Origin of the sequence: Caproicibacterium sp. BJN0003 (genome assembly GCF_026314295.1) — a bacterium.
Lineage (GTDB): Bacteria > Bacillota > Clostridia > Oscillospirales > Acutalibacteraceae > Caproicibacterium.
The window spans coordinates 1-15,105 of sequence record NZ_CP111108.1; the positions used below are offsets into that span (position 1 = coordinate 1).

The window sequence follows — 15,105 nt, forward strand, 5'->3', positions numbered from 1 at the left end:
ATGGCAATTTTCCGCCTTACGAAGTATATGGAGGAAAAAAATCGAATGGATTTTACACCCGAAACCTGGGAATTGATCTGTAATTACTGTCGTTCCCAAATCACTGAAGTAGCCTATACAACGTGGATCAGCCGAATTGAACCGATCAATCTTGATTTTTCAACGGGAACCGCCACGCTGAAAGTTCCAAATGAATTTCATAAACAAACCATTCTGCATTATTATGCGGATCTTTTAAAGGACGCTTTTCAGCAGGTCTTTAACGGACAAACCATCAATCTCGACCTTCAGACTCTTGACGAGATAAAAGAAGCAAAGCCACAAGAGGACAAGCTCCCGATGGATGATTATGAATATACATTTGAATCCTTTATTGTTGGTTCCAGCAATAAATTTGCCCATGCTGCCTGCATGGCAGTTGCCACTCAGCCAGCCTCCCGCTATAATCCGCTTTTTATCTATGGAAATTCCGGACTTGGAAAAACACATTTGCTTTATGCAATCTGTAACCGAATCAAAAAAGATCATCCGGAAATGAACATTCTCTACATAAAGGGTGATGATTTTACCAATGAGCTGATTGAGGCAATCCGCCGCGGAAATACGGCTCAGTTTCATAACTTTTACCGCAATGCGGATATTCTTCTGGTCGATGATATTCAGTTTATTGCTGGCAAGGAATCCACCCAGGAAGAATTCTTCCATACCTTCAATACTCTTTACGAAGCAAAAAAGCAGATCGTTCTAACGAGTGATCGTCCTCCAAAAGAAATTGCAACTTTGGAGGATCGTCTGCGCAGCCGTTTTGAATGGGGACTAACAGCGGATATTCAGCCACCTGATTTTGAAACACGAATTGCAATCATCAAGCGAAAAGAAGAATTATTAGATATTCATCTGGACGATACAGTCGAAGAATATATTGCAAATCAGCTTAAAAGTAATATTCGTCAGCTGGAAGGCGCCGTCAAAAAGATGAAAGCATATTCCATCATCGATGTGCCGCCAAATATTTCGACCGCAAGAGCGGCTATCAGTGATATTATCACAAATTCTCAGCCGGTTTCCGTCACCGTCGAAAAAATTATTGACGAAGTTGCAAGAACTTATGGAGCTGTTCCGGAAGATATCCGTTCCGGAAAGAGAAATTCCAATATCAGTAAAGCACGCCAGGTTGCCATGTATGTGATTAAAGAAGTTCTTGGAATGTCCACTTCTGAAATCGGCGATGAATTTGGAGGAAGAGATCATTCTACTGTAGTCTATGCAATTCAGCAAGTCGAAAAAAATCAGGAAAAAAACAGTCAGTTTAAAGCAACGGTCAACGACATCATTAAAAATATTCGCGACCGATAAATTTTTTCTATGCTTAAAAATCGGTTTAAAATCTGTAGAACCCTGTTAATACCCTGTGAAAAACAGAGAAAAGCCCTCTTCCAACTTTTCACAGATTTCTAAACTTTTTTTTAACTTTCCCCAACCAATTTTCCACCACTTATTTTTTATTTGCAGTTTTTAAACTTTGTCCACATTTCTTCTACCGGCTGATTTTTAAAAAGTAGATCCAAAAAATTCAGTTGTTATCTGTGTTTCTTCTTACTTTCCACAAATCAACCGCCCCTACTTCTTTTACTAAAATTAAATGAATAGAAAAGAATGATTATCTTAAACGGAGGCTTTCTTCATGAAATTCACCTGCGAAAAACAAAAGCTTGTGGAAGCTGTCTCAAATATTCAACGAGCTGTTTCCGTAAAAAGTTCGATTCCTGCTCTGGAAGGAATCTTCTTAAAAGCAAAAAGTACTTCTATTTTTCTCTGCGGTTATGATCTGGAACTTGGCATGACAACCGAAATCCCAGCAACAGTATCAGAACCGGGAGAGATTGTTCTTTCTGCAAAATTATTTGGCGATATTGTTCGTCGTTTACCGGATGACGGTGTGCATGTAGAAATTGATGATCACAATGTTACTTCCATCAAAAGCGGACAAAGTAATTTTTCAATTGTGGGAATTCCAGCAGAAGAATATCCGGAGTTACCTTCTCTCTCAGAAGAAAAAAGCGTTAAAATTGGTTCTTCTGTTCTAAAAAGTATGATCAGACAAACTCTTTTTGCAGTTTCTGAAAACGATGCAAAACCAGTTCATACCGGTACTCTTTTCGATTTGAGTGAAGGAAAACTTCGTCTTGTCTCTGTTGATGGATATCGTCTTGCCATGCGGGAAGAAGCAGTCCGCGGAGAAGAAGAGATGAACTTTGTTGTTCCCGGAAAAACACTGCAGGAAATTATGAAACTTCTACCGGATGACGACAGCGAAGCAGAACTGCTCGTTGGAAGCCGTCATATTCTTTCAAAGATTGGTAACTATACAGTCATTTCTCGTTTGTTGGAAGGTTCTTTTCTTGATTATCGTGCTGCAATTCCAGCAAACAGCACTTGTGAAATCAAAGTAAAGACACGTGAATTCATCGACAGCGTCGAACGTGTTTCTCTTGTGATCACGGATCGTCTTAAGAGTCCACTTCACTGCATTTTTGATAATAATGAGATCAAACTTTCCTGTTCTACTCCACTCGGCCGTGCAAGCGATCAGTTTTCGGCAGAAATTGAGGGAGATTCTATGGACATGGGCTTTAACAATCGTTATCTTCTTGATGCTCTGCGTAATGTGGACAGCGATTTAGTAAAAATTCAGCTTTGTGGTCCGCTTTCTCCTATGAAGGTAGTCCCAGTTGAGGGGAATAATTTTCTATTTTTGGTTTTACCGGTTCGCATGAAGTCTGAATAAGAAGAGGAGTCAAGATGACTGAAAAAAAATTAGTCCCGATTGATACATCTTTTATCAGGTTGGATTCCCTTTTAAAATTTGTGGGAGCAGTTGATACCGGTGGCCGCGCAAAATATTTGATTCAGAATGGAGAAGTTTCTGTCAATCATGAGATTTGTACGATGCGCGGAAAAAAGCTTCACTCAGGAGATACTGTAGAATTTCAGAAAAATCTTTATGAGGTATGTGAAAAGTGAAAGTTCTTTCCCTAAAAACAGAACATTTTCGAAATCTCTCATCAGATTTATTTGTTCCTGGTGAGGGAGTCAATGTTCTTTATGGGGAAAATGCGCAGGGAAAAACAAATCTTCTGGAAGCTTTGTGGCTTTTTACCGGGGGAAAAAGTTTTCGCGGCGTAAAAGATTCTGAATTGATCTCTTATGGAGAGCAGGAAGCTTCTTTAATTCTTCATTTTTACAGTGAAGAACGGGAACAGACTGCTGAAATTAAAATTTTTAAAAAAAAGAGACAAGCTTTTCTCAATGAAATTCTTCTGCGTTCTCCTGGACTTCTTGTTGGAAAAATTGGAGCAGTGATTTTTTCTCCCGAACATATTTCACTTGTGAGAGAAGGTCCAAATTTGCGCCGTAATTTTTTGGATGCGGCAATTTGTCAGATCAGACCTGGATATGTGAGAATTCTCAATCGTTACTCCAGAACGCTCAATCAGAGAAATGCACTCTTAAAGGATTCTTTTCGTCATCCGGAACTTTTAGATACGATTTCAATTTGGGATGAACGTCTTTCGACAGATGGAGAGATTATAATAAAAGAGAGAGAATCCTATGTAGAATCCATGAAAGATCCTCTTTCTGAGATTTATGAAGGACTCAGCAGCGGAAAAGAATTTCTTAAAGTTCAATATAAGCGGAGTGCTGAAAATCTTTTGGAGGCACTTTTAAAAAATAGAAAACAAGATCTTCAGGTTGGTTATACCACTTGTGGACCTCATCGGGACGATCTGGAAATCTTTTTGGATGGTAAAAATGTGAGAATGTTTGCTTCTCAGGGACAAAAGAGAAGTGTTGTACTTTCTTTGAAACTGGCAGAAGCTGCACTTTTAAAGCAATATTCCGGAGAAAAACCGATCATTCTTCTCGATGATGTTTTGAGTGAACTGGATCATACCAGACAAGAATATCTTTTGAATCATCTTTCAGACTGTCAGGTTATTATTACTTGCTGCGATCCCGGACAGGCAAAAAATCTGAAAAATGGATTTCTTTTTCAGGTAGAAAACGGAATTTTGGAAAGGAAAAAAGCAGAATGTACCTCCATTTAGGGCAAAATACAATTATTCACAGCAAAGACATTGTTGGTATTTTTGATTTGGATGTCTGTACAGTTTCCAAAATTACAAGAGAGATGCTTACAGAAAAAGAAAAACAGAATCATATTGTGACTGTCTCACAGGAGCTTCCAAAAAGCTTTGTTCTGTGCAGCAGAAAGAAAAATAAAAAATTTGATTTTGAAGAAGTTATCTATCTTTCTCAGCTAAATTCGGCAACTCTTTTAAAGAGAATGGAATCTATAAAAGATAATTAGATTTTATAAAATTGATCAATATTCAAGGCAATCAAAGGAGAGAAAAATTTATGGCAACTTTACACCGGACAAAATGCCCATATTGTGGAAAAAAACTAAATTTTTTTCTGGCATGGACATTGAAAAAAGAAGGCGAATACCGTTGTACAGCCTGTAAAGGAATTTCTAATATTATCGTAGAGCCTTTTACACGTATTTTAGCAATCATTGCAATTGCTGTTTCTGCTCTGCTTTTTATTGTTTTTGGATTGATTTTGAATCATATTACATTTTGGCTTGTTTTTTCTGTTATTCTTTTATTTTTTCTTTTCTTTTTGCTGAGTAGTTTTACCATTCATCTCGAACGTCCGACCGTTAGGCGGCATAGAAGAGCTTATCATCCAGAATCAGTCAATTCGGAACCACTTTATTTGGATGAAAAAGAGCAGCCTCATTTTGATGAAGAAGAATCCGGATTTACAAAACAAATGGATTCTATTATTCTTCCAGAACCAGAGAAAACAAATGAATCGGATCAAACAATTCAAATAAGTCCTATTAAAGAAGCAGATTCCGTAAAATTAAAACCCAGTTTGCCTCGTCATTATCGACAAAAAGTAAATACTGCTTTTCAGGATGAGACAATTCGCCGCCAGATGCAGAACCCTTACGGAGAGTACATGAAAAATGATGATAAAAAAGAACCATAAAATTTGTCCTTATTGTGGAACAGAATTTACTATGAAGGAAAGAAAAACACTTTTAAGAGAAAAAAGCTTTTTTTGTGTGCATTGCAAAAAAAAATGTACCGTGATTTATAAAAAGCAAATGACCGTCTATTTTCTTTTGGCTTTTCTCCTGCTTTGTCTTCTGAATTGCTTATTGATATGGACAACAATGAATTTCATTTTGATGGCGACTGTTACTTTTTTTTGTGTCGCCGCCGTTTATGAATGCAGAATTTTTCTCATCAGAATTGTAAAAGTATCGCAAAAAGAATAAATGATGCTTTTTAGTTGAGGAACAGGAGGATCAGAATTGGAAATCAATCAAGTAACGCAGACACAAGAAGCTTATGATGAAAATCAGATTCAGGTGTTGGAAGGTCTAGAAGCTGTACGGAAACGTCCGGGAATGTATATTGGATCAACCGGAGAAAGAGGACTTCATCACCTTGTTTATGAAATCGTAGATAACTCGGTGGATGAAGCACTGGCAGGATATTGTAATCAGATCGATGTTATCATCGAGCCGGGAAATATTATTTGTGTAAAAGATAATGGACGTGGAATCCCGGTCGGAATTCAAAAAAAGACAGGTTTGCCCGCTTTGACGGTCGTCTTTACTGTGCTGCATGCCGGCGGAAAATTCGGCGGCGGCGGATATAAAGTAGCGAGTGGTCTGCATGGTGTTGGTGCTTCTGTTGTAAATGCACTTTCGACCTGGTTGGAAGTAGAAGTCTATCATAAAGGAAAAGTTTATTTTCAACGGTTTGAACGCGGCAAAATAGTTGAAAATATGAGTATAAAAGGGGATTGTCCAAAAGAGAAAACCGGCACAACAGTTCGTTTTCTTGCTGATCCCGAAATTTTTAGAGATACAACTGAATATCAATATGAAGTTCTGCAGAAAAGACTGCGGGAACAGGCTTTTCTAAATGCTGGAATTAATATTATCCTCACAGATGAGAGAAATCCTGAAAATAAAATTCAAAATCAATTTTGTTATGAGGGCGGTCTTTCCAGCTTTGTTCAATTTCTGAATAAAGAAAAAGAGCCGGTCCATCCGGATATTATCCATTTTTCAGCTCCTGCACCAGATGGAAATTCCAATGCCGAAGTTGCGATGCAGTATACGGATTCCTATAACGAAATGATGCTCTCTTTTGCAAATGATGTTCATACAACGGATGGCGGTACTCATGAAGAAGGCTTTAAACGTGCACTTACCCGTGTTATGAACGATTATGCGAGGACGCACAATATTTTGAAAGATAGTGACGAAAATCTCAAGGGCGACGATGTCCGGGAAGGTTTGACAGTTATTATCAGCGTAAAAATAAAAGATGCGCAGTTTGAAAGTCAGACAAAAGCAAAACTTGGAAATACCGAAATTGCAACGCTTGTTAATAATTTAGTCAGCGATAAACTTTCTACTTATCTGGAAGAACATCCGAATGTTGCAAAGGCAATTTTTGAAAAAGCAATGGCAGCTTCCCGTGCAAGAGAAGCTGCAAGAAAAGCCAGAGATCTTGTCAGAAGAAAATCCGCTTTGGAAAGTGCTTCTCTGCCTGGAAAGCTTGCAGATTGTCAGAGTCGAAATCCGGAAGAGACTGAAATTTATATCGTCGAAGGTGATTCCGCCGGCGGCTCTGCAAAAGGCGGTCGGGATCGGAAATATCAGGCAATCCTGCCTCTTTGGGGCAAAATGCTGAATGTTGAAAAAGCACGTCTTGATAAAGTTTACGGCAATGAAAAACTGATGCCGGTCGTTACTGCGTTAGGTACCGGAATTGGAGAAGAATTTGATATTTCAAAATTGAGATATGGAAAAATCATTATCATGGCTGATGCTGATGTTGATGGATCTCATATCCGTACCTTGCTTTTGACCTTCTTTTTCCGTTTTATGAAGCCACTGGTTGAACAGGGACATATCTATCTTGCTCAGCCGCCGCTCTATCGGCTTACGAAAAATAAGCAGCATTATTATGCTTATTCTGATGAAGAACGTGACCGATATATGAAACAGCTTGGTCAAACTGAAATTCAGCGATATAAAGGCTTGGGCGAAATGGACGCCGAACAGCTTTGGGATACTACAATGAATCCTGAGACTCGGATTATGCTGAGGGTAGAAGTGGAAGATGCCGCTGCTGCCGATGAAGCATTTACAATTTTAATGGGAGATAAAGTAGAACCACGCCGCGAATTTATTGAACAGAATGCAAAATATGTTCAAAATCTTGATGTCTAAATAAGAGGAATAAGAGGAGGGAATATTTTAAATGGAAGAAAAGAAAATTCCACAGGAAGATTCCACAGAAAAACCTAAAAAAGTGGAAACAGCAGAAGATGTTTTAAAGAGAATCGAAGAAAATTATGATTTAGATGAAGATCTGGATGAAACTTCGGATGATGAAGAAGACGAAGAAAATCAGGAAGAATTGCAGGAATCTTCAGAACAGCAGGAAAATGGGGAGGAAGAAGTAGAAGAAACAGATCCTCCAATTCTTGATCTCTCTTATGAGGTCAATCAGAAAGAAATGAGCACTTCATTAATTCGCAGCAATTTTTCGGGAGGAAATCTTATTATGTCAATTGTCGCCTGTACAATTGGCGGAATTGGATTTATTTATTATTTTATCAAAGCTATTAGCAGCGGAATTAATAATTATTATCTTCTTTCATTAATGTGCCTTGGAATTATTTTTATTGCAACTATTTTTCAGATTTATATGATTAATTCTCATGTAAAAAAGATGAATGATAAATTTCCATTTCGCATGAGAGTTTATTCTGATCGGATCGAAATGGGTCCAAAAGAAAATGCTTTTGTTATGGAAATGAATGGGCAGTATCAAAGCGAGATTTATAAAGAAATCATGATTATTTATGTGAAACGCAGTATTGTGATTCTTCCAAAACGCTGCTGCGATGAAGAGACTTTTGAAAAAATTTATGAGATCGTAAAAGCGGGCACGAAACCCCGCAAAAAATAAATGACAAAGAGATTTTTAGGAGATCCACTTTTAGTGCTTCGACAGACTTGTTCCCGCGAAGATTATGTAAAAGCTTTTGTGCGATGGGAAAATAATCTTTCTATTTGGCATCGCCGAGAATTGACTTCTTTTTTAATGCTTGGGATTGCAGTAATTTTGACCGCCGGAATTCCAATTTATCGTCTTTGGTCGGTCACCTTTTTTATTCCAGGCCTCCTTATTCTGCTTGCTTTAATGGGAAGCTTCTACTTTTGGAAGCTAAAACCGAAAGAAATCGAACAATGGGGACAATCCACTTTTCAGGAAAATGCGTTATTGGGACTTTCTACGCAGTATTTTTTCTATTTTGAAGGGATTTTCTTTGAGAATGATTATGAAGAAGTTCGTGAATATTGGTCTGATTTTGAAAAATGTGTGGAGGATGATCAATATTTTATTCTTTCCGGCGGAATGGAACGAGGTCTTTTGATTCTTTGCAAAAAAGAAATGACGAAACAAGATTTTATAAAGACCAGACAATGTCTCAGACAGGCATTTGGTCCACGTTATTTTAAAAATAAGATTGATAAAAGATAAAGGGGGAAAAATTTTGAAGATTACTGTGAGCTATCGTCCCACGGCACAGGATTGGGCAGATTATAGAGCCGGACTTTGTCTTACAGGTCAAGGAACGATTATTTCATGGTTTCTCAAAAATTTTGTTCTTTATTGGGTAAAAAAACATGCGATGGAATGGTACGATCTTCATAAAGATCAGATATTTGCCTATCGAATGACTTTTTCCGAAAAATCGATTCTCATTGAAACGGATCGTTATCGGGGAAATATTCCGAAAAATTTGTTCAGCTTTTTCTGGGCAAATGATAAAGTCTTAATTTTATTTACCGGACAGCAGGAATCTCGGTTTGTCCCCCGCAGGGCCTTTACTGAGCAAGAGTGGAATCAGATCGAAAAAGTTTATTTAGAGAGTGAATAATAGGAGGGTATCCGTTGATGGATGATTTAGAGCAGCAAAAACAAAATATTATACCGGTTGATCTGGAAAAGGAAATTCGAAAGTCTTTTTTGGATTATTCTATGTCGGTAATCGTCAGCCGTGCCCTACCGGATGTGCGGGATGGATTGAAGCCGGTTCATCGCCGAATTCTTTATACAATGTATGAAGCGGGATTAACACCAGATAAAGCCTATAAAAAATGTGCAGCAACAGTCGGTGATGTTTTGGGAAAATATCATCCTCATGGAGATGCTTCCGTTTATGATGCTTTAGTGCGTCTGGCACAGGACTTTTCTATGCGTTATATGTTGGTGGATGGGCACGGAAACTTTGGTTCTGTTGATGGAGACCCACCGGCTGCCTATCGTTATACAGAAGCTAGAATGAGTAAAGTTGCAGTAGAGATGCTGCAGGATATTGATAAAAATACCGTTGATTTTTGTCCAAACTACGATGATAGCCGAAAAGAACCAACCGTTCTGCCCAGCCATTTTCCAAACCTTTTGGTTAATGGTTCAACTGGAATTGCCGTTGGTATGGCAACCAATATTCCACCTCATAATATGGGAGAAGTCATCGACGGCATGTGTGCATTGATCGATGATCCTGAAATTGAGCTGGAAGGCTTGATGCAGTATATTAAGGGCCCTGATTTTCCGACTTCCGGCATTATTATGGGCAGAACTGGGATTCGTGCAGCTTATGCAACAGGCCGCGGCAGAATTATTGTTCGTGCAAGAGCAGAAATTGTAGAAGAAAAGAACAATAGATTTTCCATTGTTGTAACGGAGCTTCCCTATCAGGTCAATAAAGCAAGACTCATCGAATCTATTGCAGATCTGGTCAAAGATAAAAGAATCGAAGGAATCTCCAATGTAGAAGATCATTCTGACCGCAATGGTATGCATATGACGATTACGATTAAAAGGGATGCATCTCCGCAAATTGTTTTGAATCAGCTTTATTCCTTTACCCAGATGCAGACAACATTTGGAGTTAATATGTTGGCAATTGTCAACGGAGAACCAAAATGTCTGACTTTAAAACAGCTTTTGGAAGAATATATTAAGTTCCAGAAAGAAGTCGTTATTCGCAGAACTAAATATGAACTTGAAAAAGCGATGGCAAGAGCTCATATTTTGGAAGGTCTCAAAATTGCAGTTGACAATATTGATGAGATCATTTCAATTATTCGTTCCAGCAAAGATCGTTCTACTGCCCGCACAAGAATGACCGAACGATTCGGCTTAGATGATATTCAAACACAGGCAATCGTGCAGATGCCTTTGGGCGCACTTACCGGTTTGGAACGTCAAAAACTGGAAGAAGAACTCTCTGCTATTGAAGTAAAGGTTGAAGACCTAAAGGATATTTTGGCGCACGATGAGCGTGTCAGCTCAATTGTAAAAGAAGAAGCACTCAAAATTAAACAAAAGTATGCTGATGAACGCAAAACAGAGATTATGGCGGTTTCTGGAGAAGTGGATATTGAAGATCTAATTCCAGAGGAAGAATGCGTTTTGACCATGACCCAGTTTGGATATGTAAAGCGTCTTGCTACAGATACTTATCATATTCAAAATCGAGGTGGTCGTGGAATCAGCGGCATGACTCGTCGCGAAGAGGATGTTGCCACCGAAATGTTTGTCTGCGGCAGTCATGACTATGTGTTGTTCTTTACAAATTTTGGCAAAGTGTATCGACTCAAGTGCTATGAGATTCCGGAAGGCAGCCGTACGGCAAAAGGCGTTAATATTGCAAATTTGCTGCCGATTACACAAGACGAACGGGTTACCTCAATGATTCGAGTTCCATCGTTTGATTTTGGTAAATACCTTTGCATGGTGACGAAAAACGGGATCATTAAAAGAACGGAACTTTCTGCTTTTGATACCGCGAGAAAAGGCGGATTAATTGCATTGACTCTTGAAGACGGCGACGAACTTTCATGGGTGCGTTTGACAGATGGAGATAGTGATCTTTTGGTCGGAACATATCTCGGTATGGCAATTCGGTTTAATGAAAATGATGTGCGTCCCATGGGAAGAACTGCTCGCGGAGTTAAGGCAATTAACCTCAAAGAGAGTGACTATGTAATCGGAATGAGTACGCTCAGAGAGGGTGCTTATATTCTTACGGTAAGCGAGACCGGTTTTGGACGGCTTTCTCCGATCGACGATTATCGGCTTCAGACAAGAGGCGGAAAAGGACTTACCAACTATCATATTGATGATTATGGTTGTGTTGCCGCAATTAAAACGGTCGATCTCCATGATGATATTATTTTGATTGCTTCTGATGGAATTATTATTCGAATTCCAGCAGAGAGTATCCGAATTTGTGCAAGACCTAGTAAAGGAGTTCGTTTGATGCGTTTGATCAACGAAAGCAAAGTCGTTACAATCGCAAGAACCGCTCATGAAGAGGATGAAGAAATCGACGAATTACCCCAAGATGACGCAGATTCTTCAGAAGAAGACTGCGAAAAGGAAGAGTAAAATGAAATTGAAAGAAAGACTTTTTGTACTTTTCTTAAGCTGCATTTTGTGTGTATCCCTTTCGGGCTGTGGTGAGGCTGTAAAAACGACTTCTTCCAGTGCCGCTCAAACGACGTCGTCAACACAGAGCGCGGTTTCAACTGTTTTAAGTGAAGGCGAAACTGTGAGAAGCAATGCTTCTTCCCAAGCACTTAGCCCGTTTGAACAGAAGTTTTCACAAAATCCAATCGATGCAGATTATCAAGCTGACAGCAAAAAAGCATTGAGTATGGTGGATATGGTCGCACTGGCAGACCGCTATTCAGAAATTTGGCTCAATGAAGAAACCGCTGCCTATGATTTTTTGCTCGAAAAATCTTCTGAGAATGACAAAGAAGCAGTTAAGAAAGAACAGGAAGATTGGGTCAATCAAAAGAGTCAGGATCTTTCTCAGATTCAAACACAGACTTCCAGTATGGGAAATATGGCTAATTTGGAATATTCCAGCCGTACACTTTCGTATTATAAAAATAAAACGAAGGCACTCTATGAAAAAATTTATCAGATAGATCCGAACTTTTCCTATCATTATGCTGGAAAAGGAGCGGCCGTGGGATGAAATTACAGGAGATTACCAAAGAAGAGAAAATCCTTTACGAAGGACATATTCTAAAAATGCACGTTGATACTGTTGTTTTAGAGAATGGCAGAACGGTAAAGCGAGAATGTGTGGATCATCCTGGAGGAGTCAGCGTTGCTGCACTGACCGAAAAAAATGAGATGCTTTTTGTAAGACAGTTTCGCTATCCATATCGACAGATAGTTTTGGAAGCACCTGCCGGAAAATTAGAGCCGGGAGAAGATCCATTTGAAGCGGTCAAGCGTGAGCTTCGAGAAGAGACCGGTTCTGAAGGAAAACAGTATCTTGAATTGGGAGAGATTTTTCCCTCTCCCGGATATACAAATGAGAGGCTTCATCTTTATGCCTGTCGGATTAATTCCACCGGAGAACAGAATCTGGATGAAGATGAATTTTTGGAGGTAGAACGGATTCCAATAGAAAAAGCAGAGAAAATGGTGGAACAAGGAAAGATCCCAGACGCAAAAACACAGATTCTGATATTGAGAGTACTTACACTTTTGAAAAATAAAAAAATTTAGAGAGAATATCGGGATAAAACGCTGGGAGGCTCTAAAATATGGAACGGCAGGAAATCATTCAGCAACTCAAAAATGCGGAAAAATATTTTTCTTCCCATGAAGAGCTTTTTTCGAAAATGCGGAAAGAACAAGAAAATCTTACGATTTTGCAAGAGAAAAGACAATATATAAAAAATATCCCTAGAAAATATTTTTGGATGTTTTGTGTCTCTGTTTATTTGCTGTTGATTTTATTTTTGGCTCCATGGATTTCAACGGTTCTCAATGATGTTGATCAAAACTTTACCCCACTCAAATGTAATAATGTATTTACATGGGCTGGACTTGGAATTCTTGGAATTTTTGTTTTAACAAAACTTATTTTTGCACTGGTTGAGAGACTGGTATTTAAAAAATCTCTGGTTGAATGGGAAAAGAAAATTGAGAACGAGCAACAGAAAATAAAACCTTTAGAGGAAAAAATCCATCAAATTTTTGATTTTTATCAAACAGAGAGCAAAACAATTTGTCTTATTCCAGAATCGGATTGTGACCCGGCAATTATTCGGCAGATCATTTCAATGTTCGAACTTGATAATGTAGATTCCATAAAAGATGCTCTCGACGAAATTCATCGAAAAGAAAAATTGGAACTAAAAGAACAGGTAGAAAAAATATTATAAAATGATTCTTGATTTTGAAAAAGCAGGGGGTTATCTCTGCTTTTTTCTTTTTGTAAAATGATATTTGAAAAGTAGATTTTTGTCGAAAGATAGATTATAATAAATAAAAATCTATCAATCTTTTAAGAAAAGAGAAAGCAAATGATCCGAATTGCAAGGGTGGAAGATGCGCCGAAGTTTGCAGAAATTTATCGGCCATATGTGGAAAAAAGTGTGGTTTCTTTTGAAACGGAAGCACCGGATGCAGCGGAATTCTGCCGTCGAATCAAAGAAACCGAAAAAGATTATCCATGGATTGTTTTAAAAGAAAACGGGAAAATTTTAGGATATGCTTATGCACATCGCTATCGGGAACGAAAGGCTTATGATTGGGCAGTGGAATCCAGTATTTATCTTGCAGATGAGGCGAAGCATCAAAAAATAGGGGATCGGCTTTATAGAAGTTTAATGGATATTTTGAAAAAGCAAGGGGTCCTTCTTGTGTATGCTTTTATTACGAGTCCAAATCCTGAAAGTGAGAATTTTCATCTGAGATTTGGGTTTCAAAGAGAATCCCTCCAGAAAAAAATTGCTTACAAAAACGGCGCTTTTCGTGATTTAGCAGTGATGAGATATCAGATAGGGCCGTTTCCAGAAGTTCCGCAGCCGTTGGTTCCTTTTGAAGTTTTGAGAAAAAATCCAACATTTCGGTTAGAAGAAATTTTTTGATTTAATAAAATAAGATAAAAAGCGGGACAAAAACAGGAGGCATTTTTTTATGGACGAGGAAAAAAAAGATTCAGAAGAACAAGCTCAAAAAGAAAAAGCAAAACCCGCTAAAAATGAAAATTTGAAGAAACAAGACGAAAATGAGGCTTGGAAAAAAGTTTTGAAGCAGGACGAAAGAAATTTTGAAGAAAAATATGATTTTTGCCCGACAGAGAACCCCGAAAATAAAGCGGAACAAGTAATCCGTCATGGAAAAAAATCCACTGCAAAAGAAAAATACCGCAGAAAAGTTTTAAAAAGAAGAGTTTTAATCGTTGTAATATGCATTTTAATTTTATTGCTCCTTATTTTGCTTTTTACAAAAGCATGCCATCAAGGCAATGAATCCCCTCAAAAAGTGGATGCAGTATCTTCGCAGTCGGAAGAACCGGTCTCTCAGCCTTTTGATTCGATGATCAATTCCGATAGCAGCAACATTTTTGACCATGCAGCCTTTTTGGGGAATTCTTTGCTAGAAGATCTCAATACATATGGTTTGGTTGGAAACAGTGATTGCTTTTTTAAAAAAGGATTAAATGTTTCTACAGCAATGGATGAGACGATGGTGGGACATAATATTCCGGTTGTAGAGGAACTTAATAACGGAAAAAATTATGACCGAGTCTATTTGGTCTTTGGAGAGAACGAACTTGGCTGGTCCAGCCGCGATACCTTTATTTCAGAATATAAAACTTTGATTCAAAAGGTTAGAGAATACCAGCCAAATGCAAAAATCTATCTGACTTCTCTCTTTCCAGTAGCGAAAGCAGTCAGTGATAATCCAGATGAACGAAATCTTACCAATTCTGCAGTAGACAGCGCCAATGAGGAGCTAAAGGAAATCGCCAAAGATACAGAATGCACCTTTGTTGATGTTGCATCTGCCGTTAAAAATTCCGAAGGGGCTTTGCCGGACGATGCCAGCACGGATGGAATTCATCCCAATATGGAATAATGCCAGAAATGGGTAGATTATTTGGTGAACCTCG

General features: G+C 38.4%; 16 protein-coding genes. All 16 read left to right on the plus strand.

Annotated features, from left to right (window positions below; genetic code table 11):
• Positions 1-45 precede the first annotated feature (45 nt).
• On the plus strand, positions 46-1,356 hold the full coding sequence (dnaA, locus tag OP489_RS00005) for a chromosomal replication initiator protein DnaA (RefSeq protein WP_266162299.1): 1,311 nt from the start codon (positions 46-48) through the stop codon (positions 1,354-1,356).
• Positions 1,357-1,684: 328 nt separating this feature from the next.
• The gene (dnaN, locus tag OP489_RS00010; protein ID WP_266162301.1) at positions 1,685-2,788 is read left to right on the plus strand and encodes a DNA polymerase III subunit beta; all 1,104 of its coding nucleotides are present in this window, start codon (positions 1,685-1,687) and stop codon (positions 2,786-2,788) included.
• A 14-nt stretch (positions 2,789-2,802) separates the two neighbouring features.
• On the plus strand, positions 2,803-3,024 hold the full coding sequence (locus tag OP489_RS00015; protein WP_266162303.1) for an RNA-binding S4 domain-containing protein: 222 nt from the start codon (positions 2,803-2,805) through the stop codon (positions 3,022-3,024).
• Complete coding sequence (recF, locus tag OP489_RS00020; RefSeq protein WP_266162304.1) at positions 3,021-4,109, plus strand: DNA replication/repair protein RecF; 1,089 nt, start codon at positions 3,021-3,023, stop codon at positions 4,107-4,109. The genes OP489_RS00015 and recF overlap by 4 nt, the downstream gene beginning before the upstream one ends.
• Positions 4,094-4,372 (plus strand): extracellular matrix regulator RemB, encoded by a 279-nt coding sequence (gene remB / locus OP489_RS00025; protein ID WP_266162305.1) that lies wholly within the window; start codon positions 4,094-4,096, stop codon positions 4,370-4,372. The genes recF and remB overlap by 16 nt, the downstream gene beginning before the upstream one ends.
• A 50-nt stretch (positions 4,373-4,422) precedes the next feature.
• Positions 4,423-5,061 carry a hypothetical protein gene (locus tag OP489_RS00030; protein WP_266162306.1) on the plus strand — a complete coding sequence of 213 codons (639 nt, stop codon included), beginning with the start codon at positions 4,423-4,425 and terminating at the stop codon, positions 5,059-5,061.
• 328 nt (positions 5,062-5,389) lie between these two features.
• A complete protein-coding gene (gyrB, locus tag OP489_RS00035) occupies positions 5,390-7,327 on the plus strand; it encodes a DNA topoisomerase (ATP-hydrolyzing) subunit B (protein WP_266162307.1) in 1,938 nt (645 codons plus the stop codon).
• A gap of 31 nt (positions 7,328-7,358) precedes the next feature.
• Complete coding sequence (locus OP489_RS00040) at positions 7,359-8,072, plus strand: hypothetical protein (RefSeq protein ID WP_266162308.1); 714 nt, start codon at positions 7,359-7,361, stop codon at positions 8,070-8,072.
• 33 nt (positions 8,073-8,105) lie between these two features.
• The gene (locus OP489_RS00045) at positions 8,106-8,648 is read left to right on the plus strand and encodes a hypothetical protein (RefSeq protein WP_266162309.1); all 543 of its coding nucleotides are present in this window, start codon (positions 8,106-8,108) and stop codon (positions 8,646-8,648) included.
• A 13-nt stretch (positions 8,649-8,661) separates the two neighbouring features.
• Positions 8,662-9,048: a YcxB family protein gene (locus OP489_RS00050; protein ID WP_266162310.1), complete on the plus strand. Its 387-nt coding sequence runs from the start codon at positions 8,662-8,664 to the stop codon at positions 9,046-9,048.
• A 17-nt stretch (positions 9,049-9,065) separates the two neighbouring features.
• Positions 9,066-11,567, plus strand: a complete 2,502-nt coding sequence (gene gyrA, locus OP489_RS00055; protein WP_266162311.1) for a DNA gyrase subunit A — start codon at positions 9,066-9,068, stop codon at positions 11,565-11,567.
• A 1-nt stretch (position 11,568) separates the two neighbouring features.
• A complete protein-coding gene (locus OP489_RS00060) occupies positions 11,569-12,165 on the plus strand; it encodes a lysozyme inhibitor LprI family protein (RefSeq protein ID WP_266162313.1) in 597 nt (198 codons plus the stop codon).
• Positions 12,162-12,707 (plus strand): NUDIX domain-containing protein, encoded by a 546-nt coding sequence (locus OP489_RS00065; protein WP_266162315.1) that lies wholly within the window; start codon positions 12,162-12,164, stop codon positions 12,705-12,707. The genes OP489_RS00060 and OP489_RS00065 overlap by 4 nt, the downstream gene beginning before the upstream one ends.
• Before the next feature lie 38 nt (positions 12,708-12,745).
• Positions 12,746-13,369 carry a hypothetical protein gene (locus OP489_RS00070; RefSeq protein WP_266162317.1) on the plus strand — a complete coding sequence of 208 codons (624 nt, stop codon included), beginning with the start codon at positions 12,746-12,748 and terminating at the stop codon, positions 13,367-13,369.
• A 141-nt stretch (positions 13,370-13,510) separates the two neighbouring features.
• A complete protein-coding gene (locus OP489_RS00075; RefSeq protein WP_266162319.1) occupies positions 13,511-14,077 on the plus strand; it encodes a GNAT family N-acetyltransferase in 567 nt (188 codons plus the stop codon).
• 49 nt (positions 14,078-14,126) lie between these two features.
• Complete coding sequence (locus tag OP489_RS00080) at positions 14,127-15,071, plus strand: GDSL-type esterase/lipase family protein (RefSeq protein ID WP_266162321.1); 945 nt, start codon at positions 14,127-14,129, stop codon at positions 15,069-15,071.
• Positions 15,072-15,105: the final 34 nt, after the last annotated feature.